The organism is Methylocystis sp. sgz306128 (genome assembly GCF_056032725.1).
The window spans coordinates 638,893-661,521 of sequence record NZ_JBVYWO010000001.1 but is presented as its reverse complement, the minus strand read 5'-3'; the positions used below and the strand labels follow the sequence as shown (position 1 = coordinate 661,521).

Annotated in this window: 20 protein-coding genes; 3 read left to right on the top strand and 17 right to left on the bottom strand. The window is 59.8% G+C overall.

All coding sequences use genetic code 11. The features are described from left to right. Positions 1 to 48: 48 nt before the first annotated feature. The 13 genes from lpxB to AC0N03_RS03100 all read right to left on the bottom strand — a co-directional run bounded on the left by lpxB (position 49) and on the right by AC0N03_RS03100 (position 13,902). Positions 49 to 1,239 (bottom strand): lipid-A-disaccharide synthase, encoded by a 1,191-nt coding sequence (lpxB, locus tag AC0N03_RS03160; protein ID WP_474287008.1) that lies wholly within the window; start codon positions 1,237 to 1,239, stop codon positions 49 to 51. Then, on the bottom strand, positions 1,236 to 2,045 hold the full coding sequence (gene lpxA / locus AC0N03_RS03155; protein WP_474287007.1) for an acyl-ACP--UDP-N-acetylglucosamine O-acyltransferase: 810 nt from the start codon (positions 2,043 to 2,045) through the stop codon (positions 1,236 to 1,238). The genes lpxB and lpxA overlap by 4 nt, the downstream gene beginning before the upstream one ends. Positions 2,046 to 2,094: 49 nt before the next feature. Beyond that, the gene (gene fabZ / locus AC0N03_RS03150) at positions 2,095 to 2,556 is read right to left on the bottom strand and encodes a 3-hydroxyacyl-ACP dehydratase FabZ (RefSeq protein WP_474287006.1); all 462 of its coding nucleotides are present in this window, start codon (positions 2,554 to 2,556) and stop codon (positions 2,095 to 2,097) included. Continuing rightward, a complete protein-coding gene (gene lpxD, locus AC0N03_RS03145) occupies positions 2,549 to 3,622 on the bottom strand; it encodes a UDP-3-O-(3-hydroxymyristoyl)glucosamine N-acyltransferase (protein WP_474287004.1) in 1,074 nt (357 codons plus the stop codon). Before lpxD ends, fabZ begins: the two co-directional genes overlap by 8 nt. Before the next feature lie 89 nt (positions 3,623 to 3,711). Then, positions 3,712 to 6,162 carry an outer membrane protein assembly factor BamA gene (gene bamA / locus AC0N03_RS03140; protein ID WP_474287003.1) on the bottom strand — a complete coding sequence of 817 codons (2,451 nt, stop codon included), beginning with the start codon at positions 6,160 to 6,162 and terminating at the stop codon, positions 3,712 to 3,714. A gap of 196 nt (positions 6,163 to 6,358) precedes the next feature. Beyond that, positions 6,359 to 7,498, bottom strand: a complete 1,140-nt coding sequence (locus AC0N03_RS03135) for a M50 family metallopeptidase (RefSeq protein WP_474287002.1) — start codon at positions 7,496 to 7,498, stop codon at positions 6,359 to 6,361. Positions 7,499 to 7,573: 75 nt separating this feature from the next. After that, the gene (gene dxr / locus AC0N03_RS03130; RefSeq protein ID WP_474287001.1) at positions 7,574 to 8,788 is read right to left on the bottom strand and encodes a 1-deoxy-D-xylulose-5-phosphate reductoisomerase; all 1,215 of its coding nucleotides are present in this window, start codon (positions 8,786 to 8,788) and stop codon (positions 7,574 to 7,576) included. Positions 8,789 to 8,791: 3 nt separating this feature from the next. Next, positions 8,792 to 9,619 carry a phosphatidate cytidylyltransferase gene (locus tag AC0N03_RS03125; protein WP_474287000.1) on the bottom strand — a complete coding sequence of 276 codons (828 nt, stop codon included), beginning with the start codon at positions 9,617 to 9,619 and terminating at the stop codon, positions 8,792 to 8,794. Then, a complete protein-coding gene (locus AC0N03_RS03120; protein WP_474286999.1) occupies positions 9,619 to 10,329 on the bottom strand; it encodes an isoprenyl transferase in 711 nt (236 codons plus the stop codon). Before AC0N03_RS03120 ends, AC0N03_RS03125 begins: the two co-directional genes overlap by 1 nt. Positions 10,330 to 10,370: 41 nt before the next feature. Beyond that, positions 10,371 to 10,931, bottom strand: a complete 561-nt coding sequence (frr, locus tag AC0N03_RS03115; RefSeq protein WP_474286998.1) for a ribosome recycling factor — start codon at positions 10,929 to 10,931, stop codon at positions 10,371 to 10,373. A 39-nt stretch (positions 10,932 to 10,970) separates the two neighbouring features. Beyond that, the gene (gene pyrH / locus AC0N03_RS03110; RefSeq protein WP_474286997.1) at positions 10,971 to 11,699 is read right to left on the bottom strand and encodes a UMP kinase; all 729 of its coding nucleotides are present in this window, start codon (positions 11,697 to 11,699) and stop codon (positions 10,971 to 10,973) included. Positions 11,700 to 11,848: 149 nt separating this feature from the next. After that, positions 11,849 to 12,766 carry a translation elongation factor Ts gene (tsf, locus tag AC0N03_RS03105; RefSeq protein ID WP_474286996.1) on the bottom strand — a complete coding sequence of 306 codons (918 nt, stop codon included), beginning with the start codon at positions 12,764 to 12,766 and terminating at the stop codon, positions 11,849 to 11,851. Positions 12,767 to 12,903: 137 nt separating this feature from the next. Continuing rightward, a complete protein-coding gene (locus AC0N03_RS03100; RefSeq protein ID WP_474286995.1) occupies positions 12,904 to 13,902 on the bottom strand; it encodes a 30S ribosomal protein S2 in 999 nt (332 codons plus the stop codon). 282 nt (positions 13,903 to 14,184) lie between these two features. Between AC0N03_RS03100 and AC0N03_RS03095 the strand changes: the two genes are divergently transcribed. Next, entirely contained in the window at positions 14,185 to 14,538 is a 354-nt protein-coding gene (locus tag AC0N03_RS03095) for a hypothetical protein (protein WP_474286993.1), read from the top strand. On the opposite strand, the gene AC0N03_RS03090 is transcribed toward AC0N03_RS03095, so the two are convergent. After that, positions 14,539 to 15,057 (bottom strand): CreA family protein, encoded by a 519-nt coding sequence (locus tag AC0N03_RS03090; protein WP_474286992.1) that lies wholly within the window; start codon positions 15,055 to 15,057, stop codon positions 14,539 to 14,541. Positions 15,058 to 15,294: 237 nt separating this feature from the next. Here AC0N03_RS03090 and AC0N03_RS03085 point away from each other — a divergent pair, with 237 nt between their 5' ends. Next, positions 15,295 to 16,467 carry a DUF2865 domain-containing protein gene (locus AC0N03_RS03085; protein ID WP_474286991.1) on the top strand — a complete coding sequence of 391 codons (1,173 nt, stop codon included), beginning with the start codon at positions 15,295 to 15,297 and terminating at the stop codon, positions 16,465 to 16,467. Here the strand turns inward: AC0N03_RS03085 and gltX are convergent. Continuing rightward, positions 16,430 to 17,770 carry a glutamate--tRNA ligase gene (gene gltX, locus AC0N03_RS03080; RefSeq protein WP_474286990.1) on the bottom strand — a complete coding sequence of 447 codons (1,341 nt, stop codon included), beginning with the start codon at positions 17,768 to 17,770 and terminating at the stop codon, positions 16,430 to 16,432. The two genes, AC0N03_RS03085 and gltX, sit on opposite strands and share 38 nt — an antisense overlap. 8 nt (positions 17,771 to 17,778) lie before the next feature. After that, complete coding sequence (locus AC0N03_RS03075; RefSeq protein WP_474286989.1) at positions 17,779 to 19,533, bottom strand: NAD+ synthase; 1,755 nt, start codon at positions 19,531 to 19,533, stop codon at positions 17,779 to 17,781. A gap of 158 nt (positions 19,534 to 19,691) precedes the next feature. On the opposite strand from AC0N03_RS03075, the gene AC0N03_RS03070 reads away from it, so the two are divergent. Next, entirely contained in the window at positions 19,692 to 19,955 is a 264-nt protein-coding gene (locus AC0N03_RS03070; protein ID WP_474286988.1) for an Ada metal-binding domain-containing protein, read from the top strand. 1 nt (position 19,956) lies between these two features. On the opposite strand, the gene lon is transcribed toward AC0N03_RS03070, so the two are convergent. After that, entirely contained in the window at positions 19,957 to 22,377 is a 2,421-nt protein-coding gene (gene lon / locus AC0N03_RS03065; protein WP_474286987.1) for an endopeptidase La, read from the bottom strand. Positions 22,378 to 22,629: the final 252 nt, after the last annotated feature.

Sequence of the window (22,629 nt, the reverse complement as noted above, 5' to 3'; positions counted from 1 at the left end):
CCAATTCATATTCAGTTCTATATGCAAGAGCAAACAAATCTGCCCGCTCTATGAACCGGAACTGTTGCGGATCAGGCGTGCGCTCAAAGCCAGTTCCATGACCTTGGCCGCAGCAATATCCGCCGGCCTGCCGCCTTCAACCTGCATGGCCTGCGCAAGATCGGCAAAAGCAGCGATCTGCTCTGCCCGTGCATTACCTTCGGCGAGGATGCCCTGCATCGCTTCGGTCAGCAAATCCGGCTGGCAGCGCTCCTGCAAAAACTCCGGCACCACATTCCGTCCCAGAATAAGATTTGGCAAAACCACGGAAGGCACCTTGATGAGATGGCGCGCCAGACTTTCCAGCCAGCCAACCTTATAGGCCACAATCATCGGAACCGACGAGAGCGCCAGTTCCAGCGTGACCGTACCCGAAGCGGCAAGCGCCGCCCGCGCCGAACGGAAGGCCGCATATTTTTCGGCCTCGCCGCGCAGGATACGCGGCTTCACCGGCCAGCCGGCGACTTTTTCCAGAATCAGCGGCTCGACATGCGCCACGGCAGGCAGCAAAAACTCGGCCGAAGACCATTTCGCCGCCAGAGCCGCAACCACCTTGCCAAAGTCATCCATCAGATGGGTGACTTCGGAGCGGCGCGAGCCGGGTAAAATCACGATGCGCGGATGCATCGCCGCCCGCGCCTGTTCCTCTGCGGCTGCAGGGCGCAATTCAGCGAGGCGCTGGATCAGAGGATGGCCGACATATGTGCTCGGCGGGCCGTTCAGTCGCTGCAGCGCCGCTGGCTCAAACGGAAGCAGCGCCAGCACATGATCGATATAACGCCGCATTTTTCCGGCGCGGCCGGTGCGCCAGGCCCAGACGCTGGGGCAGACATAGTCGATGATGGGAATCGACGGCCATTTTCTGCGCACTCTTCTGGCTACGGCATGGGTAAAATCGGGACTGTCGATGATGACAAGGCAATCGGGCTGTACCCGGCCGACATCCGCCACCACCTGATAGACACGGCGCACCAGCGAGGGCAGACGCGCCAGCACCGGGCCAAACCCCATGACGGCAATATCGGCAAGCGGAAACAGCGAATGGAGCCCGCGGGCCGCCATGGCCTCGCCCCCCACGCCGTGAAACATCAGATTATCGTGCCCCGCCGCGAGCGCATCCATCAATTTGCCGCCCAGATCGTCGCCGGATTTTTCCCCGGCGACAAGATAGATGTTGAGCGGGCGGGACGCCTCGCTCACGCGGCAGAATCCTTCGCGTCACGCGGCATGCAGATTGCCCGGTCGCCGCCCTCGCGGATGAAATCAAGAATCTGGTGAACCTCGGGATGCTCGGCAAATTCGGCGGCGACATCCTCGACGCGTTCTTTCAATGTGCCTTCCGGCGCGAACAGCAGCCTGTAGGCGCGGCGCAGATCATGGATCGCCTCGCGGCTGAAACCGCGGCGCTTGAGCCCGACAATGTTCAGCCCGGCCAGAGCCGCCCGGTTGCCCAGCGCCATGCCATAGGGAATGACATCATTCTCGACCCCGGCCAGACCGCCGACAATCGCATGCGAGCCGATCCGGACGAACTGATGCACCCCGGCGCCGCCGCCAATGATGACATAATCGCCCACGCGGCAATGGCCGGCCAGCATCACATTGTTGGAGAACACCACATGATTGCCGACAATGGCGTCGTGCCCCACATGCGATTGCGCCAGAAACGCGCAATGACTGCCAACGACAGTGCGCAATCCACCGCCCTCGGTGCCGGGATTCATGGTTACGCCCTCGCGGATCAGGCAGTCGGTACCGATTTCAAGCGTCGACACTTCGCCGTGGAACTTCAGATCCTGCGGCTGATGCCCGATGGAGGCGAAGGGAAACAGGCGTGAGCGCGCGCCGATCGTCGTATTGCCGGCCACGGCGACATGCGAAATCAGTTCGACATCATCGCCAAGCACCACATCCGCCCCGACATGACAAAACGGGCCGATCCTGACATTGACGCCAAGACGCGCACCCGGTTCGACCACGCTTGAGCTGTGAATTTGCACTGACACTGGTTTTTCCTCTCTGCAATCGTGCCGGACGGGGCCAAAGGCGGCAAGTTCAGCCGCTGATCAGCATGGCGCTGATTTCGGCTTCGCAGACCAGCGCGCCATCCACCTTGGCTTCGCCGCGATACCACCACATGTTCCGCTTATGGGCAGTTTTGGTCATGTGAAACTCCACCCGGTCTCCGGGAACGACCGGCTTGCGGAACTTGGCCTTGTCGATGGTCATGAAATAAACCAGCTTCGGCTTGCCGATCTGGCTGTGGGAATTCACACAGATCGCCCCGGCGGTCTGCGCCATGCCCTCAATCAGCAGGACGCCCGGCATCACCGGCGCCTCAGGAAAGTGCCCCTGAAACTGCGGTTCGTTGAAGGTGACATTCTTGATGCCAATGCAGGAGTTATCAGCGTCGATATCGATGATGCGATCAACGAGAAGAAATGGATAACGATGCGGCAAGCATTCAAGCAATCTCTTAATATCAATAATTTCCAGAGTGTTCCTGACTTCACTCATGATGACTATCGCCTCCCTCCTGAGGTTTCGATTCAGCCCCCGCGACGAGCTTGCGTAAATAGGCCAGTTCCTTGAAAAAATCGCGTAACGGCTGTGCGGGCGCCCCACCCCAGCGCCCCCCGGCCGGGATATCCGTCATCACGCCGGAGCGCGCTGCAATCTGCGCCCCCATGCCAATCCGCAGGTGGCCGGCAAGGCCGGCCTGCCCGCCCATTGCGACAAAATCCTCAACCTGCGTCGAGCCGGCAATGCCAACCTGCCCGGTGATGACACAATGCCTGCCAATGACGACATTATGGCCAATCTGCACCAGATTATCGATCTTGGTGCCCTCGCCGATTATGGTGTCGCGGTTTGCGCCGCGATCAATCGTGGTGTTAGCGCCAACCTCGACGTCATCCTGCAGAATGACGCGGCCGATCTGCGGCACTTTCATATGTCCCGATGGCCCCATGGCGAAGCCGAATCCATCCTGCCCGATACGCGCGCCAGCCAGCAAAATAACGCGATTGCCGATCAGACTATTGAGAATGCTCACATGCGGCCCGATCGAGCAGTCACGCCCGATGCGCACGCCGCTGCCGATCACGCTGTTGGCGCCGATAAACGTGCCGGAGCCAATCTCCACACCCGCGCCGATCACCGCGCCGGGGTCAACCGTAACATCCTTTTCCAGCCGTGCCGTGGGGTGGATCGATACGCCGGGCGATACGCCGCGCGCGCCAAACGCCGACATCGGCCGCAGCGCTGAGGGAAACAGCTTCGACAAAACCACCGCAAAAGCGCGGTAGGGCTCCCGGCTGGTCAGGGCTATGGTGCCGGCAGGAACCCGGCTGGAGAATTTCGGATGCACGAGGCAGGCGCGGGCACGTGTGCCAGCCAGATCGTCGAGATATTTGACATTTTCAAAAAAGGACAGGCTCAGAGGCCCTGCCCGGTCCAGCGGCCCGACATTCTCGATAACAAGGGACAGATCTGTTCCGGGCGGCGCTTCAGCACCCGTCCAGGACAGAATGTCCGCCAGAGTGGGCGTAACGACCGGAAGGAAGAAGAAAGGATCAGACATGCGATGCGGCTTTTACATGAGGCGACAAAATATGAAAAGGCCCGGCAGCAAAAAGCAGCCGGGCCTTCCGAATTAACACTGCAAGCCGATCAGAACGACGCCCCGCCGGAGAAGCGGAAAGCCTGCTTCACGTCATAGGACGCCTTGCTCAGCACGAAGGCATAGTCAAAGCGGATCGGACCGAGCGGCGAGGCCCAGATCAGGCTGGCGCCGACCGACGAGCGCAGGATCGGCTTGTCGGAACCCTTCAGATTGATGGACTCACCCTGACATTGAGCCTGCGATGTCGAACCTGGCCCCGTGTAAGGGCAGGTCGGTGCGGGATAGCCTCCGCTACCCCCAAGGCCGGGGAAGGACGTCGCTCCCGAATAGCCGAACAAGGTACCGGCATCGGCAAAGATAGCGGCGCGCAGCCCCACTTCCTTTGGCATGCCGAAGAAGGGGAACTGAATTTCCGCCGTGCCGCCGACATAATTGGTGCCGCCCAGACCATTGGAATTATTGTTCAGGCCGTCAGTAAGATCGCGCGGGCCGATGCCGTTGGGCGCAAAGCCGCGCACCAGTTCCGGTCCGAGGTTGAAATTATCAACCAGACGCAGCTTGTCATGACCAAATCCAACGATATTGCCGCCTTGCAACTTCACGAAGCCGACGAAGTCGTCATAAAGCTCATGATAGTAGCGCACCTGACCAGTGGTACGGAGGAAATGTGCATCACCTCCAAGACCGGCCACGTCCTGCTTCAGTTCGGCATAATAGCCGTCTGTCGGGTTCTTGCGGTCATCGAGATTGTCATAGGCAAGAGTATAGCCAACCAACGACGTGAGTGTGGTACCCTGAATCTGCTTCACGGCCAGCGAAGCTTCGCCATTCGACAGACAGTTATAGTTCGGGACACCGTTGATCTCAACCGAGCAGTCGTTATAGGGCTCCGACGTGGTGTTCGGGATCGTGACCTTCGACGAATAGAGCGAATAACGGCCCGTCAGAGTCAGCTGTTCGGTTATCGGCAGGCCAAGGCGCAAGGTGCCGCCGGTGACCCAATCCTGATAGAGCGTATATTTCGACGAATCGGTCTGCTTGTGGAACAGGTCGAAGCCCGCCGACATATGCTGATCAAGGAAGCGCGGTTCCGTGAAGTTGAATTCAATGCCGCGGGCATATTGACCTTCGCTCACGGCAATGCGGACATATTGGCCGCGGCCGAGGAAGTTGGTTTCCGTCAGCGACACTTCGCCAAGGAAGCCTTCCGCCGTTGAATAGCCGCCGGCAATACCGAAGGAGCCGGTGGCCTTGTCTTCGACCTCGACATTCACAACCACGCGATCAGGCGATGAACCCGGCGTGCTGGTGATATGCACGGACTTGAAGAAGCCAAGCGCATTCAGGCGGCGTTCCGCCTTTTCCACCAGAATGTGGTTGTAGGCATCACCTTCGCCGATATCGAATTCGCGACGGATGACATAATCACGTGTGCGGGTGTTGCCGTGGATATTGATCCGCTCGATGTAAACGCGCGGCCCCTCTTCAACAATGAAGCTGAGCGCCACGGTCTTGCCAGCAGCATCGCGATCACCACGCGGGTGAATCTGCGAGAAGGCATAGCCCTTGCTGGCAATGGCGCGGGTCATGTTTTCCATGCTGCGGTCAACAGCTGTCCCGTTGTAAATATCGCCGGGTTTCAGATCGACATATTTCTGCAGCTGGTCGCCGGTGATGTCCTTGAGGCGGGACTCAACCTTGACGGAGCTGACATGATATTGCGGGCCCTCGTTCACGCCGATCGTGACAATCCAGCCGCCCTTAGCCGCATCAAAAACTGCATCGGTTTTGGTAATCTGAATGTCGGCATAGCCGTTCTTGAGATAATAGCGGCGGATCTGCTCTGCGTCGGCAGAAATTTTGTCCGGATCATAGACGTCGGATGTTTTGAAGAACGACAGAAAATTCATTTCCGTGGTCGACATCAGGCCCTTGAGCTTTGAGGTCGAAAAGGCCTGATTGCCCTCAAAATGGATTTCCTTCACGCCGGTCTTGTCGCCCTCGTTGATGGTGAAGACGAGATCGAGGCGGCCGTTAGGCAGATCGACGGTGCGGTAGGAAACCTTGGCGAGGCCACGGCCAGCGCGCTTGTAGATGTCCAGAATGCGCTGAGCATCGGCCTGAGCAACGGCCGGATCAAAAGGCCCGCGGGACTTCGACTGCAACTCGGGGCGAATCTCCTCGCCCTTCAGTTTGCTGTTTCCCTCAAAGGCGACCTGATTGATGATGTTGTTTTCAACGACGTGAACAACGATGTGTCCGTTCACGCGACGAACGCTGACGCTCGAAAACAGGCCCGTTTCCTTGAGATCCTTCTCGGCCTTGGCGATGTCGCCATCCGTGAAATAAGAGCGGATCGTATCAGCTTCGACGCGGTGATTGCCTTGAATATCAATGACAAGAGGTGCTGCGGAAGCTGGAACGGAAAGAGCCAGAGAACTGCAAATAACAAGTGCTATGATTGTCCAGCGATGCAGAAGGCCACGTAAAGCGCGCATTTAAGACCAATCCCCGTCTTTCCAAAAACTCAATGTTAACTCTATCCGCCGATCCGACGAACGTTAAATCCAGTTAACAGATTTTCCAACTTAAGCTTTTACCTGTTTTATTCCATGCTGCAAACCCGGAATCGCCGCATCCAGCCATTTTTTGGGCAGCGTGACCGGGACAACACAAAACAGGGTAAGCAAACCCTTAACCGACCATGTGGATCACATCATTGTAATTGGCAAACAGAAAAAGCGCCGCGATCGCCACCAGCCCCACGCGGAAGCCAAACTCCTGAGCACGTTGACTCAATGGCCTGCCCCGCACAGCCTCGATAGCAAAATATACAAGATGACCGCCGTCAAGCACCGGCACCGGCAGAAGGTTCATCAGGCCGATGGAAATCGACATGACTGCGATGATTTCCAGAACCGCGCCGAATCCGATCTGCATCACCTTGCCCGCCACTTCCGCCGTGCGCATCAGGCCGGAAAATTTGTCAGTCGATTCGCGCCCTGCGGCAACACGCCCAATGTAGGTGCCTGTGAGCTTGACATTCGCCCAGGTTGTCTGCGCGCCCAGCGCCAGCGCGGCCACCGGGCCGTATTGCTCGTCGATAATATCGGCGGGCTGCCGCCCGCCCTCAATGCCCAGCACACCGACACCCTGCCTGCCAATGATGGTCGGAACCATTTTCATCTCCGGCACAGCCAGCACATGGCCGATCTGGCCGTTGCGCTCGATCTGAAAATCCAGCGGCGTGCCGACATGGGTTTGTACCACGCGCTGAATGTCATCAAAATTGCCGATTGCGGCATTATCGATACGCAGCACGAGGTCGCCAGGCAGGAGGCCTGCCCGCGCAGCGGCGCTGTACGGCGCGACAACGGCTATTCGGGGTACGACAACCTCTCGCCCATAGGTGTAATAGAGCCCGGCATAGAGAACGATGGCGAGAAGGAAATTTGCCGCCGGCCCGGCCGCAACGATCAGCGCCCTTTGCCAGACTGTCTTCGACGCCAGAGTCCCGGCCCGTGCATTCTCCGGCATCTGACCAATGGTCCGCCCATCGGGAAGGCTGGCGCCATTGGCATCGCCATGAAACTTCACATAGCCGCCCAGAGGAATCAGCGCGAACCGCCAGCGCGTGCCATTTCTGTCAGTCAGCGCGAAAAGTTCCGGCCCGAAGCCGATGGAAAAGGCATCCACCTTTACCCCGCACAGACGCCCCACGAAGAAATGACCGAGTTCGTGAAAAAACACGACACTCATCAGAATAATGGCAAGGCCGCCCAGACTGACAAACGGGTTATGCGCGATATAGGAAAAACCAGATAAGCTGGACATTCTCGCCTCCGGGCGGGTCCGTCTTTCCGGAAACGCCATAGTTAACATTTTGTTAATTATGGATGAAGCTGGGTATCAGGCCAAGAGGGTGCGGCAACGATCTCTTGTGTTATGGTGAATCAGCAGGGCTTCGGCGACAGATCCGGGTTCGCGGGCCGTGCCGTCCTGCAAAGCCGCCTCGCAGGCACGCTCCGCCAGACGGGCCATGCCGTAAAAATCCAGCCGGCCTTCCAGAAAAGCCGCCACGGCGACTTCGTTGGCAGCATTCATCACAGCGGGCAGGCTGCCGCCCTGCCGCAAAACGTCCATGGCCAGGCCGAGCGCCGGGAAACGCCCGAGATCCGGCGCCTCAAAGGTCAGGTTCGCGATCTGCGCCAGATCGAGACGCGGCGCGTGCGTGGCAAGCCGATCCGGCCAGCCAAGGCAATAGGCGATCGGTACGCGCATATCCGGACAGGCCAGCCCCGCCGTGACAGCACCGTCGCTGAAACTGACCAGCCCGTGAATAATGGATTGCGGATGGACGAGGACCTTGAGTTTACCGGCAGGAACACCAAAAAGATAATGCGCCTCGATCAGTTCAAGGCCCTTGTTCATCAGGCTGGCGGAGTCGATCGTGATTTTCGGTCCCATCGCCCAGTTCGGATGGGCGAGCGCCTCCTGACGCGTGGCTTTCTCGATCCGCTCGCGCGGCCACAACCGGAACGGCCCACCCGAAGCGGTGAGGATCATGGATTCGACCGAATCCGGCGCCGCACCGCCGAGTGCCTGAAGAATAGCGTTATGTTCCGAATCCATCGGCAGGATCGTGGCCCCGGCCCCGGCGGCAAGACGCAATGCCGCCGGACCGGCGCAGACGAGGCTTTCCTTATTGGCCAGCGCCACAACACGGCCGTGCTCCAGCGCGGCGCAGGTCGGCAATATGCCCTCGGTGCCGGCAATGGCCGCAACGACAATATCCGCCTCGTGCAGTGCGGCGGCTATAACCGCCTCCGGCCCCGCGCCACAGGCAATTCCCGTCCCGGAAAGCGCGTCCTTCAACGCGGCATAGCCGGAGGCATCCGCGAGCGCAGCAAATTTCACCTGATGCGCGATGGCGGCGCGGGCCAGCGCCTGAACATCGGACCCGCTGGCCATGGCCGAGATCTCGATGGCACCGCCCGAATGGGCAACGAGATCGCGTGTGGAGCGGCCTATCGAGCCGGTTGCCCCGAGCAAGACCACGCGGCGCGGTGTCCTGCTGGCGCAAATCGATGCGGCAGGCGCCGGACTTAGTATGTGATCAGTCATGATCTACCAGTTGAAAAGGCCGTTGGCCGGAGCGAAAAGGCCGCTGCGGAGCGCACCGAAAATGAAGGCGAACAGACAGGCGGCGATGAAGCCGTCAAGACGATCCATGACGCCGCCATGGCCGGGAATGAGGCGGCTCGAATCCTTTACGTGGCAGTGGCGCTTGAGCGCCGATTCAAACAGATCGCCGCCCTGCGCCAGAGCCCCGGCAACAAGCCCAAGAGCCAGAACCGGCCCGGCCGGAACGGAGCCGGGCGCCACGCCCCACCCCGCCAGCGCGCCGCAAATAACGCCGCACAGGAAACCAGCCCATGTTTTGGACGGCGAAATTCTGGGCCAGAGCTTTGGCCCGCCAATCAGACGCCCGCCGAAATAGGCCATGACATCCGTGCCCCAGACTATGGCAAACAGCCATATCAGCGCCGGCATCCCCATGGGAAAGGAAAACCGCAGGTTGATGGTCGAGACGACCAAACTGCCGGCATAAAGCAGACCAGCCGCATTCCACACCCGCAGGCGCCGCTGCGACAGTGCGGCGACAAGTGCAAGCGCCAGCAGGCTCACAAGCAGCGAAAGCCCAAACAGACCTTCCATGTTCAGTGCCGCGACCATGGCCAGCGCGGCTATTCCGGCCAGCAAAGGCGGCCTTGAGCGCGGATTTTGCTGCAGCCCTGCCCACTCCCAGAAAATGGCGCAGCCGGCAGCCAGCCAGAACAGCGCGAAAACGGTACCGCCATAAAAATTGGTGCAGAGCGCCAGGGCGATCAGGATCAGGCCGGAGAGAATACGCGGCCCCAGATCCTTCAGATTGAGCGGTTTCCAGAGCGGCATCACGAGACGGATCTCGCGGCGCTGGTCACATTGCCGAAGCGCCGCTCGCGCGCCCTGAATGCGCCCAGCGCATTTTCAAAGGCGGCATGGTCAAAATCAGGCCAATGAATCGGCAGGAATATGAATTCGCTGTAGGCAGACTGCCAGAGCAGAAAATTGGACAATCGCTGCTCGCCGGATGTGCGTATGATGAAATCGGGATCGGGAATACCCGCCGTATCCAGATGCGCTGCCACGACATCGGGCGAAATATCCGCCAAGGCGAGGCTGCCGGCGGCAATTTCAGCGCAGATGCGGCGCACCGCGCCGGTTATTTCCTGCCGGCTGCCGTAATTGAACGCCACAACGAGGTGGAGACCGTCGTTCTGCCGGGTCAGCGATTCCGCTTCGGCCAGAAGCTGGCAAATGTCCGCAGACAGATTATCGCGCTCGCCGATGATGCGCACGCGCACATTCTGCCGATGCAGGTCGGAAAGATCGTTGCGGATGAAGCGTTTGAGCAGGCCCAGAAGATCCGCCACCTCCTGCGCGGGGCGGCTCCAGTTCTCTGTCGAGAAACTATAGACCGTCAGATAATCGATTTTGAGATCGATGGCGGAACGTACAGCATTGCGCAAGGCGACCACGCCGCGGCGATGGCCCTCCAACCGCGGCAAACCCTTGGCTGCGGCCCAGCGACCATTCCCATCCATGATGATGCCGACGTGCATGATATCCCTGTCCGGCTGAAACCGCGCAATCCACCAAAGGCTCAGATATGCATGATTTCCTTTTCCTTGGCGGCGAGCGCGGCATCCACATCGCCGACAAACTGATCGGTCACCTTCTGCACGTCATTGGCGAAGCGCTTTTCCTCGTCTTCGGTAATCGCTTTGTCCTTGAGGGATTTTTTAAGCTGGTCAATGGCGTCGCGCCGCACATGACGCACGGCAACGCGCGCCTCTTCGGCATATTTATGGGCAATCTTGACCATCTCCTTGCGGCGCTGCTCGTTCAGCTCCGGCATGCGGATGCGCAAAATCTGACCCTCGACAGTTGGGCTGAGGCCGAGATTGGCATCGCGGATGGCCTTGTCGACCGCATTCACCATGCCCTTGTCCCAGACCTGCACCGCAAGGGCGCGAGGCTCGGGCACGGAGACAGTTGCAACCTGATTGAGCGGCATGGTCTGTCCGTAAGCCGTCACCATGACCGGATCGAGCAGGTTGGCGGACGCGCGCCCGGTGCGGAGGCCGCTGAGTTCCTGCTTGAGCGACTGAATAGCGCTCTGCATCTTGCGCTTGGTTTCTGAAATATCAAATTGTCCGCTCATGTTCTGACCTGTTCTTTGATGAGATATTTAAACCATATACTAAGGCACGACGAGGGTAAAACGCCCTTCTCCGCGCAGGGCAGCGGTGATCGACCCCGGCTCCTTGAGTGCAAAGACAACAATCGGAATGCCGTTTTCCCGCGCCAGAGCGAAAGCCGCCGTATCCATGACCTGCAACTTGCGGTCAATCGCCTCGTCGCTCGTGAGATGCTCATAACGCATTGCATGCGGATCCTTTTTCGGATCAGCCGAATAAATCCCGTCAACCTGCGTCGCCTTGAGCACGGCATCGCACGAAAGCTCAGCCGCGCGCAGCGCTGCGCCAGTGTCGGTGGTGAAGAAAGGATTTCCGGTTCCGCCCGCCAGCACGACGATGCGGCCCTTGGCAAGGTGATTGAGCGCCGCCTGCCGGGAATAGGGCTGGCAGACGGAAGGCATGGGCACGGCGGACAGCGCCCGGCACGGCTGCCCCTTGCCCTCGATGGCAAATTCCAGCGCCAGCGAATTCATCACAGTGGCCAGCATGCCAATGGAATCGGCGCGCGCGCGCTCAATGCCCTTGTCGACACCCTGAAAGCCGCGGAAAAAATTGCCGCCGCCGACAACAACGCCGATTTCGACGCCCAATTCCGCAGCATGGGCCAGATCGGTGGCAATCCGGTCGAGCGTCGGCATGTTCAAACCATGCGTATCGTCGCCCATCAGCGCCTCGCCCGACAGCTTGACCAGCACCCGTTTCCAGCGCGACCCGGTTTGTGGCGATGTCATGATGAGCTCTCCAAGCGTTTGAACGAATATGAAGCGGATAAGACGATTGCGCGCAAGATGCAAATGTTTCGCGGCAAGAATTTGCTTCTGCCCCCGCAATTAAAAAAAAAGCGGCCCGAAAGCCGCCTTTTTAACCGGAGCAGCGCGCCTCAGCCGTTAACGGCTGCAGCGACCTCAGCCGCAAAATCGCTTTCCTGCTTTTCAATGCCTTCGCCCAGCGCATAACGCACGAAACCCTTGACGGTTATCGGTGCGCCTGCAGCCTTCTCGGCATCCTTGACGGCCTGCGCCACGGATTTCGAAGGATCATAAACAAAAGCCTGATCGACAAGGCAGACTTCCTTGTAATAGGTCTTGAGGCCGCTTTCGACGATCTTTTCCAGCACATTTGCGGGCTTGCCTGCATTTTTGTCGGCCAGAACGGCCTTCTCGCGGGCAACAACGGCCGGGTCGACCGAGGAAGAATCCAGCGCAACGGGATTGGACGCCGCGACATGAGCCGCGAGCTGCTTGCCCAGTGTCTGCAGGACTTCGGCGTTGCCGGTCGATTCCAGAGCGACAAGCACGCCGATCTTGCCGAGCGAGTCCGAAATTGCATTATGAACATATTGACCGATCACGCCCTGCGACACTTTCAGGCCGGAGACGCGGCGCAGCGTCATGTTCTCGCCGATGGTGGCAATGGCATTGGCAATGGCCTCTGCCACGGTGCCGCCACCCGGATAATGGCTGTTCGTCAGGTGTTCGATATCGACGCCCTTTTCAAGCGCGACCTGGCCGATGGTGCGTACCAGCGACTGGAACTCTTCGTTACGGGCGACGAAGTCGGTTTCGGAATTCACCTCGACGACAACACCCTCGTGTCCGCGCACGGCGACGGTGACAAGGCCTTCAGCCGCAACGCGGCCCGACTTCTTGGCGGCCTTGGAAAGGCCCTTCTTGCGCAGCCAGTCGACGGCGGCTTCGATGTCCCCGGCGGTTTCATTCAGGGCGTTCTTGCAATCCATCATACCGGCGCCGGTCTTCTCGCGAAGATCCTTCACCATTGCAGCGGTGATATTGGCCATTGTCTGTTCCCTTCTCAAAGGTTTGTTGCGGTCATGACCCTCTGCGGCCGGCGCAGACAGTCTCTTTTCAAACAACAGACCCGCGCAAGGCACGGGTCTTGAATTTGTCTATATTTAAGAGCTTGAAAGCGGCTTTATTACGCGCCGGCAATCAACGCACGCGCCTTGGCAACAAGGCCGTCACGCTCCAGACGACCGCCCAGTTTCAGGCGGGAATCAGTTGCGGCGACGTCTTCCGGCGTCATGGCAGCCAGCTGCCAGTAATGATAAATGCCGCCGTCATTCAGCTTCTGCACCATCTGCGGGCCAACGCCCTGCAGCTTGGAGAAATCATCCGGGGCGCCGCGCGGAGCCGAGAGCAGTTCGAATGCCTCAGCAGGAGCCTCGAGCACTTCTTCCGAAGCGACAGCCTCAACGACCGGCTTGATGTCTGCGCCGCTGGAGCCCTGGCTGCGGGCGATGCCATCGATGGCCGCACGGGCGAAAAGATCGCAGTAAAGCGTGATGGCGCGGCCGGCGTCGTCATTAGCCGGAACAGGATAGGTGATGCCGTCCGGATCGCAGTTCGAATCGACGATCGCGACAACCGGGATGCCAAGGCGGTTGGCTTCCTTGATGGCAAGCTGTTCCTTGTTGGTGTCGATCACGAAGATCAGGTCAGGCGTGCCGCCCATGTCCTTGATGCCGCCGAGTGCCTTGTCCAGCTTCTCGCGTTCACGCGAAAGCATCAGGCGCTCTTTCTTGGTGAGGCCAACAGCGCCGGTGTTGAGAATTTCATCGAGCTTGCGCAAGCGGTTGATCGAACCGGAAATGGTCTTCCAGTTGGTGAGCATGCCGCCCAGCCAGCGGGAATTGACGAAATACTGGGCCGAACGGCTTGCAGCTTCGGCGATCGAATCCTGCGCCTGACGCTTGGTGCCCACCATCAGCACGCGGCCACCCTTGGCCACCGTGTCGGACACGGCCTGCAAGGCCTGATGCAGCAGCGGCACGGTCTGGGCAAGGTCGAGAATGTGAATGTTGTTGCGGGTCCCGAAGATATAGGGAGCCATTTTCGGGTTCCAGCGATGCGACTGGTGGCCGAAATGCGCGCCGGCTTCAAGCAGTGAGCGCATGGAAAATTCAGGTAGTGCCATAGATCAATTACTCCGGTTATTAAGCCTCGGTGAAATTACGGCCCGTTCGAGCCACCGGAAAAACTCTTCAGCAGAGTTCTCACATTTCACCTGTGGGATGGCGCGCGTTATAGTCGACCGGAGCGCATGATGCAAGTCTTCCGGCGGCTGGCGCGAAAATAGATTTCGCAGCGCAAAATTCTGCCGCGATTTACGGGCAGTTCCCGAATGCGGTTAGGTTTAACCGATTCTTTAACACGTCCGGTGCATGATGGCATGGGCAGTGTTCATTCGGGGGATATCATGTTGAGACGGGCGGGTGTTGCGTCTGAAAGCCGCGGAAACTGGCTTGCGCGTCTGGCCATGCCGCTGATCGGCGGATTCTTCATGCTCAGCATGATGAGCCAGCCGCCACGCGCGGCCGAACTTGGGTCGCATGACTTCATCATCCCCGCAAGCGACGGCTACGGCACATCGGAGTGCCTCTCGCAGCACAGCACCTGCGGCCAGCAGATTGCCGATGCATGGTGCTCGGCTCACGGCCTGACGCATGCCCTTGCCTACAGCCGGGCCGACGACATCACCGGCGCGGTGGACGCGGCCACCAAAGCCGAAACGCTGCCGCGCGACGCTGTCATCGTGAGCTGCAGCAACTGATCATTTAAGCCAGTCGCCGCAGCGCGGCACATCGGCCTGCGCGCCCCAGGGCTGAACAGGCACCGTGGATGTGGAATTTTTCGGCGATCCGTCGATCAGCTTATCCGAATAAACCATATAGACCAGAACATTGCGCTTCACATCGCAGCCGCGCACGATCTGCATGCGCTTGAACAGCAGCGACCGACGCTCGCGATAGACCACATCCCCCTGCTCGAATTTTTCCTTGAATCGGATCGGGCCATATTGCCTGCAGGCAAGAGATATGTCCGAAACCTGTTCGGCAATGCCAAGCGCGCCAGACAGGCCGCCGCGCTCCGGCACTGTGTAATGGCACACGACACCGTCCACGGCGGGATCGTCCAGCCCGTAGGTGGCGAGCTTGTCGTTCGGCGTCAGTAATTTGAAGGTCGTGCTCTTGCGAAAAATGAGATCAGGTTCCTGCTCCGCAGCCAAAGCCGCTGCCACGCTGCCGGAACCCAGCAAAGCCCAAAGAACCAAAATTACGTAGCGACGCATTGCAATCTCTCCGTTTCGCAATGATATGGACATCCAGCATATCGGTGCCTGCGGCATATGGGTGCCTGAAGCATATGGGGGCCTGCAGCCGGCACGGCAATGGCCCGACAGCGCAAAGGCGCACGAAAGCCCTGATCTTGCCATGATGCGGGCGCATTGGAGAAACAAGACCTTGCTGCCCTTTATTATTTTTGGCATCGGATGTATGGAGATCGAATTCTGAGCGAGAGCGTTATAATGAGCATGATCCACAGAGCCTGCCGTCGATTTGGCCGTAATGGCCGGAGAATAGGCGTGCTTTTGCTTGGCCTTTGCGCATTCGCGCCGCTGGCGGCCGAGGCTCAGGGCCTTGATTGCGCTGATCTGCGCGCGCGCATCAATGCAACGCCGGTCACGCCGCCAAGCGCCCGTTCCGTTCAGCTCACGGATGACGCCAACAAACTGCACGACGAAATCCGCCAGATGCACGGTTACATGGACAGCATCGGCTGTAACCGTACCCAGTTCCTGTTCTTCGGCCCGGGGCGTCCGGCGCAGTGCGACGGGCTCAAAGCCCGTGTCAGCCAGATGGAAGCCAATGAGGCGCAGATGCGCCGCTCCGCCGCCATGGGCGAGGGTGGGCCGCGTGCCGAACTCATGGCCCGCTATCGCATGGATTGCCAGAATGCCGAGGCAGCCCCCCGCCCTGCGCGCAGCCTGCTGGAAGACCTGTTCGGCGGCGGGCAGCAGCCACCTCCGCAGGATGTGCCGATCAACCCCGACATGCCGCTGGGCGACCAGCCCGTGGCCAAGGGCGGCAATCAGCCGATCTGCGTACGCCTTGCCGATGGCGGGTTCTTTCCGGTCGATTTTGCACAGCGCGGACGTGATTATGCCGGCCTGAGCGAATTGTGCCAGGCGCTATGCCCGGGAACGGAAACCCGGCTCTTTCACTGGAACCCGAACGGCGATCTCAACAACGCGGTCGATCTCAACGGCAATGTCTATTCGGCGCTTCCGAATGCACATAAATTTGAAACCAAATACATACCCGAGGCAAGCTGCCTGCCCGCCGGAAAAACCTGGGCGGAAGTGCTTGGCCCCGCCGAGGAACTCCTTGGACGGCGCGCCCGCGGCGACATGCTCGTGACAGAGGAACAGGCCGCCGTCATGTCGCGCGCGCGCGCGCCGACGCCGCCGGTTCCGGCAAAGGGCAAGAAGAAAAAGAACGGCGCAGATGCGCCCGATCCGATGGATGCCTATACGGCGAGCCTCGCGGCCGCGACATCGGGCCCCGCCGTTTCGGCTGGCATCAGCAACGGAACGCCGATGTCCGGCCCGCTCATCCCGCTGGATGGCGGCGAGACACGCGAAGTTGTTGGCCCGGATGGCGTCAAGCACAAGATCCGGATAATCGCGCCGACGCTTTAGGCCTGCCGATCAAGGGAAGCAGAGCGGCCATTTCCGGCCCCTGCTCGCGCCCGGTCAGAGCGAGGCGGAGCGGATGAAACAGGCTCCTGCCCTTGCGGCCCGTCTGCGCTTTAAGCTGGTTGATCCAGACGCTCCATGTTGAATGGTCCCATGGCTCCGGCGGCAGGCTGGCGAGAGCCGAGGCGAGATAATCCGCTTCCTCGATAACCGGCGAAATCTCACCCCTCACAACCTGCCACCAACCGGCGGCATCCGCCAGATGCGCAAGATTGCCGCGCACAGCAAGCCAGAATGCTTCTCCCGACAGACCGAGAGCCGCAAGCCGCGCCTCCACCGCCGCATAAGACAGGCCGTGCAATGTCTTGGCCGAGAGCGATTGCAGCTCCGTCTCGTCAAATTTGGCGGCATTTTTGGAAATATGGGCCAGATCGCTCATCTCGCCGAGTTCCGCGAGCGAGGAAACGGGCCGCACCGATTCAGATGAGCCGGTGAGCACGGCCAGAGCCGCAACGGCAAGACTCTCGATGCCAGCCTCGCGCAGGCCGGTCAGCGACAATGCCCCCGAACGCTTCGACAATCCTTCGCCGCTGGCGCTGGTCAGCAGATTGTGATGGCCAAAGACTGGCGCATGCCCGGCGCCGGCCAGCGCTTCGAAAATCTGGATCTGCACCGCCGTATTGGTGACGTGATCCTCGCCGCGGATGATATGCGAAATGCCAAGGTCGATATCATCCACAACCGAGGGAAGCGTGTAGAGATAGGTGCCATCCTCGCGCACAAGCACGGGATCGGACAAGGAGGCACAATCAATATGGCTCGGGCCGCGCACCAGATCATCCCAGGCCACGACGCGATGATCAAGCCTGAAACGCCAGTGCGGCCTGCGCCCTTCAGCCTCGAAGCGCGCCCGCTCCTCCGGGCTGAGGCTGAGCGCGGCGCGGTCATAGATCGGCGGCAGACCGCGCGCCACCTGCCGCTTGCGGCGGCGGTCCAGTTCATCGGCTGTCTCGTAGCAGGGATAAAGCAGGCCCGCCTGCTTCAGCTTTCCGCTCGCGGCATCATACAGCGCAAAGCGCTCGCTCTGGCGCACCATCAGATCGGGTGCAATGCCCAGCCATGCCAGATCGACCTCAATCGAATCGGCATATTCCTGCTTGGAGCGCAGCACATCCGTATCATCAAAGCGCAGCACGAAGCTGCCGCCCTGTTTCTTTGCGAAAAGCCAGTTGAGCAAGGCTGTGCGGGCGTTGCCAATATGAATGCGCCCCGTGGGCGACGGCGCAAATCGAACACGAACAGCCATATCTTTTCCTATTCCTCAAATCTTTCGGCGCTGCCCGCCGTCGGACGCGGCGCAATGGCGCCATCAGGCGCACGGGCGCTCCCGCCGGAATCGCGAAAGCGATTAACGATGGGGTAGCGCCGGTCGCGTCCGAAATTCTTCAGCGTCACCTTCACGCCCGGCGCCGACTGACGGCGCTTGTATTCGGCCAGATAAAGCAGCCGTTCAACCTTTTTGACCACATCGGGCGCATGGCCGCGCGCCACAATATCCGAGACGCGCATCTCCTGCTCGACAAGACAGGCGAGAATATCGTCCAGCACCTCATAGGGCGGGAGGCTGTCGGCATCCTTCTGGTTCTCGCGCAATTCCGCCGTGGGCGGCTTGACGATGATGTTCTCCGGAATGACCCTACCGTCAGGCCCGAGTGCGCCCGCCGGCTTCCAACGGTTGCGCAGATGGCACAGCCGGAAGACTTCCATCTTGTAGAGATCCTTGATCGGATTGAAGCCGCCGTTCATATCGCCATAGAGCGTGGCATAGCCGACAGACATTTCAGACTTGTTGCCCGTCGTCACCACCATCGGCCCGAACTTGTTGGATACGGACATAAGCAACGTGCCGCGGGCGCGGCTTTGCAGATTTTCTTCCGTGATATCCCGTTCCCTGCCCGCGAACAGCGGAGCAAGAACCCTCTCCAGCCCTTCCACGGCCGGGGCGATGGGCAAAGTGTCATAGCGCACGCCAAGCGCAACGGCGCAGTCTGCTGCATCCTTGAGCGATTCCTGCGAGGTGAAGCGATAGGGCAACATGATGCAATGCACGCGCGCGGCGCCAAGCGCATCAACGGCCATGGCGGCGCACAGGGCGGAATCAACCCCGCCGGAAAGACCGAGGACGACGCCCGGAAAGCCATTTTTCTCGACATAATCTCTCAGGCCGAGCACGCAGGCGGCATAATCGGCCTCGTCTCCTTCCTCGAGCAAGGCCTTCTGGCCGTCCATACACAGCCAGCCCTGCGGCCCGCGCTGCCAGTGCGTGAGCGTCACGCCTTCATAAAAGGCGGGCATCTGGACGGCGAGCGCGCCGTCGCCGTTGAGAACGAACGAGGCGCCGTCGAAGACAAGCTCGTCCTGCCCGCCGACTTGATTGAGATAGACAAGCGGCAGGCCGGATTCGGTGACGCGCGCCACAGCGCGGTTCAGACGCACATAAAATTTGTCCCGCTCATAGGGCGAGCCGTTGGGCACCAGCAGAATCTCCCCGCCGGTTTCGGCAATGCATTCCACCGGATCAGGGCCCCAGATATCCTCGCAGATCGGAATGCCGATCCGCACGCCGCGAAAAACCACCGGTCCGGGCAGCGGCCCGGCCCTGAACACGCGCTTTTCATCGAAAACGCCATAATTGGGCAGATCGACCTTGAAGCGGACAGATTCGATGCGCCCCCTGTCCAGCAGCGCATAAGCATTATAAAGCGCGCCCTGCTCGGCCCAGGGCAGGCCGATGAGCACGGCGGGGCCGCCATCATCCGTTTCCCGGGCGAGTGTCTCGCAGGCCTCGCGGCAGGCCTCCTGATAGGCCGGCTTCAGCACAAGGTCTTCCGGCGAATAGCCGCTGAGGAACAATTCGGAAAACATGACAAGATCAGCGCCAAGCTTTGCCGCTTCGGCGCGGGCAGCCCGGGCTCTGGCGAGATTGCCGGAAACATCGCCGACAACGGGGTTCAATTGGGCCAGCGCTATGGCCAGCCGGTCGGCAGGAGCGGATGATGTGCGAGTCATGGCGCGAATTTAGACGCTCCCGCTTGGGATGTCATCTGCATCGCGGCCGGAAAGCGCCGCGGCGGCGATAAATTTACACGATAAGGATTATCGGGTGGAAGCGCTCCTTGGGCGGCCTATACTGACAGTATCGGGAATTTCCGTTTCAGGGCTGCACCATGGACGAAGAGCAGAAATGGCACGCTGTCATGGCGAGAGACAGGGCATCAGACGCCATATTTGTTTACGGCGTGACGACAACCGGAATTTATTGCCGTCCCTCCTGCCCGAGCCGCAGGCCAAACCGCGCCAATACGCGCTTTTTCGATACGCCGGAGCAAGCTTTGCAGGCGGGCCTGCGCGCCTGCAAGCGGTGCCGGCCCGACATGGCGCCCCCCACCCTTCGACAAGCTCAGGATGAGGGGCAGTTCACGCAGACCTGACTTAATGCGCAACCACGCCGGAGGCATCTTCCTCGGACACGGCCTTAGCGGCAAGAACGTCCTCTTCCCACTTGATGGCCACCGGCGCACGCACCAGAGCATGGGTCAGAACTTCGTCCATCCGCGACACAGGCACGATTTCCAGATTATTCTTCACATTATCCGGAATATCAGCAAGGTCCTTGGCGTTCTCCTGCGGGATCAGCACCTTCTTGATGCCGCCGCGCAAGGCAGCGAGCAGCTTCTCCTTCAGGCCGCCGATGGGCAGCACCCGGCCGCGCAGCGTAACTTCGCCAGTCATGGCGATATCGCGGCGGATCGGAATACCGGTGAAAACCGAGACGATGGTGGTCGCCATGGCAATACCGGCTGAGGGACCGTCCTTCGGAGTAGCGCCCTCGGGCACGTGCACGTGAATGTCGCGGCGGTCGAAGAGCGGCGGTTCGATGCCGAAATCGACAGCCCGCGAACGCACATAGGATGCCGCGGCGGAAATCGATTCCTTCATCACGTCCTTCAGATTGCCGGTGACGGTCATGCGGCCCTTGCCGGGCATCATGACGCCTTCAATGGTCAGCAATTCGCCGCCCACTTCCGTCCAGGCCAGACCGGTGACGACACCGACCTGATCCTCCGTCTCGGCCTCGCCATAGCGATAGCGCGGCACACCGAGATAATCGGAGAGATTGGTCTCGGTAACGGCAATCTTTTTCTTCTTGGACATGAGGATTTCCTTCACGGCCTTTCGGGCCAGGTTGGAAATTTCACGCTCAAGGTTACGCACGCCCGCCTCGCGGGTATACCGGCGGATGAGGTTCAGCAAGGCCGCATCGTCGATTGACCATTCCCTCTCGATGAGGCCATGCTTGACCACAGCGGCGGGAATGAGATGCTTCTTGGCGATTTCGAGCTTCTCGTCCTCTGTATAACCGGCCAGACGGATGATCTCCATGCGGTCCATCAGCGGCGCAGGGATATTCAGCGTATTGGCCGTGGTCACGAACATCACATTCGAGAGATCATAATCGACTTCAAGATAATGATCGTTGAACGTGGCGTTCTGCTCGGGATCAAGCACTTCCAGCAATGCAGATGACGGGTCGCCGCGGAAATCCATACCCATCTTGTCGATCTCATCGAGCAGGAAGAGCGGATTCGTGGTCTTCGTCTTGCGCATCGACTGGATCACCTTACCCGGCATCGAGCCGATATAGGTGCGGCGGTGGCCGCGGATCTCAGCCTCATCGCGCACGCCGCCCAGCGACATGCGGGCAAATTCACGCCCCGTCGCCTTGGCTATAGACTTGCCAAGCGAGGTTTTGCCGACGCCCGGAGGCCCGACAAGGCACAGGATCGGCCCGGTGAGCTTGTTGGCGCGCTGCTGCACCGCCAGATATTCGATGATGCGCTCCTTGACCTTCTCGAGGCCATAATGATCCTCATCGAGAATGGCCTGCGCTGCAGCAAGGTCTTTCTTGATCTTGGACTTCTTGCCCCAAGGCAGAGACAACAGCCAGTCGAGATAATTGCGCACGACCGTAGCCTCGGCCGACATGGGCGACATGTGGCGCAGCTTCTTGAGTTCGGCATTGGCCTTGTCGCGGGCTTCCTTGGAGAGCTTGGTGTTCTTGATGCGCTCCTCGATTTCGGCCAGATCGTCCTTGCCGTCCTCGCCGTCGCCCAGCTCCTTCTGAATGGCCTTCATCTGCTCATTCAGATAATATTCGCGCTGGGTTTTCTCCATCTGCCGCTTGACGCGGGTGCGGATGCGTTTCTCGACCTGCAGGACAGAAATCTCCCCTTCCATCAGGGCAAGGCACTTTTCCAGCCGCTTGATGACCGAGGTCATTTCCAGAACGGCCTGCTTGTCCGCGAGCTTGACCGCCAGATGCGAGGCCACGGTATCGGCAAGCTTACTCGGATTGGTGATCTGTCCGACCGTCGCAACGATCTCGGGCGAGATTTTCTTGTTGAGCTTCACGTAGCCTTCAAATTCGGCGATGACCGAACGGGCCAGAGCCTCGACCTCGACATTGCAAAGATCTTCCTCGGCCAGACTTTCAGCGTCAGCCTCGTAATATTCATCGGTGCGGGTGTAGCGCTGCACGCGGGCGCGGGAAAGTCCCTCGACCAACACCTTGACGGTGCCGTCCGGCAATTTGAGCAGCTGCAGGACATTGGCCAGAGTGCCGATCTCGTGGATCGCGTCGGTGGCCGGATCATCATCAGCGGCATTCTTCTGGGTGGCGAGCAGAATCAGTTGCTCGCTCTTCATCATTTCCTCAAGCGCGCGAATGGATTTTTCCCGCCCGACAAACAAAGGCACAATCATATTCGGAAAAACAACAATATCGCGCAGCGGCAAAACCGGAAACGATTCAATCACGCCGGGTTGGGGGGCAGCTTTCTTGCTGGTCATCATGATATCCTATTCGCGTTGGCATCCATCCGACGCCCGAAAAGGCCGCCTTCAGGATCGGCCGCCGCACTCCGGCAGGCCGTGTCGCAGAGCCCCTAAGGCGCCCCCGACAATGAATGAGCGTAGCAGGTGAAGAGTATGAGTCAAACAGCCCTCAGAACGCCCTGACAAATGTCACATGGCGTTCTGATATGGTCATTTCAAGAGATAGATGCAGGCAAAATTGCAAAATTGAAGCAAAATAAAATGCACTCA

What these genes read in the sequence shown, in the direction of transcription:
- gltX (WP_474286990.1), bottom strand. Translation starts at nt 17,770, where the DNA reads ATGGCTGTTCGTGTTCGATTTGCGCCGTCGCCCACGGGGCGCATTCAT.
- fabZ (WP_474287006.1), bottom strand. Translation starts at nt 2,556, where the DNA reads ATGAGTGAAGTCAGGAACACTCTGGAAATTATTGATATTAAGAGATTG.
- AC0N03_RS03125 (WP_474287000.1), bottom strand. Translation starts at nt 9,619, where the DNA reads ATGCCGCTCTGGAAACCGCTCAATCTGAAGGATCTGGGGCCGCGTATT.
- AC0N03_RS03100 (WP_474286995.1), bottom strand. Translation starts at nt 13,902, where the DNA reads ATGGCACTACCTGAATTTTCCATGCGCTCACTGCTTGAAGCCGGCGCG.
- AC0N03_RS03090 (WP_474286992.1), bottom strand. Translation starts at nt 15,057, where the DNA reads ATGCGTCGCTACGTAATTTTGGTTCTTTGGGCTTTGCTGGGTTCCGGC.
- AC0N03_RS03070 (WP_474286988.1), top strand. Translation starts at nt 19,692, where the DNA reads ATGGACGAAGAGCAGAAATGGCACGCTGTCATGGCGAGAGACAGGGCA.
- AC0N03_RS03085 (WP_474286991.1), top strand. Translation starts at nt 15,295, where the DNA reads ATGAGCATGATCCACAGAGCCTGCCGTCGATTTGGCCGTAATGGCCGG.
- lon (WP_474286987.1), bottom strand. Translation starts at nt 22,377, where the DNA reads ATGATGACCAGCAAGAAAGCTGCCCCCCAACCCGGCGTGATTGAATCG.
- dxr (WP_474287001.1), bottom strand. Translation starts at nt 8,788, where the DNA reads ATGACTGATCACATACTAAGTCCGGCGCCTGCCGCATCGATTTGCGCC.
- lpxD (WP_474287004.1), bottom strand. Translation starts at nt 3,622, where the DNA reads ATGTCTGATCCTTTCTTCTTCCTTCCGGTCGTTACGCCCACTCTGGCG.
- AC0N03_RS03135 (WP_474287002.1), bottom strand. Translation starts at nt 7,498, where the DNA reads ATGTCCAGCTTATCTGGTTTTTCCTATATCGCGCATAACCCGTTTGTC.
- AC0N03_RS03095 (WP_474286993.1), top strand. Translation starts at nt 14,185, where the DNA reads ATGTTGAGACGGGCGGGTGTTGCGTCTGAAAGCCGCGGAAACTGGCTT.
- pyrH (WP_474286997.1), bottom strand. Translation starts at nt 11,699, where the DNA reads ATGACATCGCCACAAACCGGGTCGCGCTGGAAACGGGTGCTGGTCAAG.
- bamA (WP_474287003.1), bottom strand. Translation starts at nt 6,162, where the DNA reads ATGCGCGCTTTACGTGGCCTTCTGCATCGCTGGACAATCATAGCACTT.
- tsf (WP_474286996.1), bottom strand. Translation starts at nt 12,766, where the DNA reads ATGGCCAATATCACCGCTGCAATGGTGAAGGATCTTCGCGAGAAGACC.
- AC0N03_RS03120 (WP_474286999.1), bottom strand. Translation starts at nt 10,329, where the DNA reads ATGCACGTCGGCATCATCATGGATGGGAATGGTCGCTGGGCCGCAGCC.
- AC0N03_RS03075 (WP_474286989.1), bottom strand. Translation starts at nt 19,533, where the DNA reads ATGACTCGCACATCATCCGCTCCTGCCGACCGGCTGGCCATAGCGCTG.
- frr (WP_474286998.1), bottom strand. Translation starts at nt 10,931, where the DNA reads ATGAGCGGACAATTTGATATTTCAGAAACCAAGCGCAAGATGCAGAGC.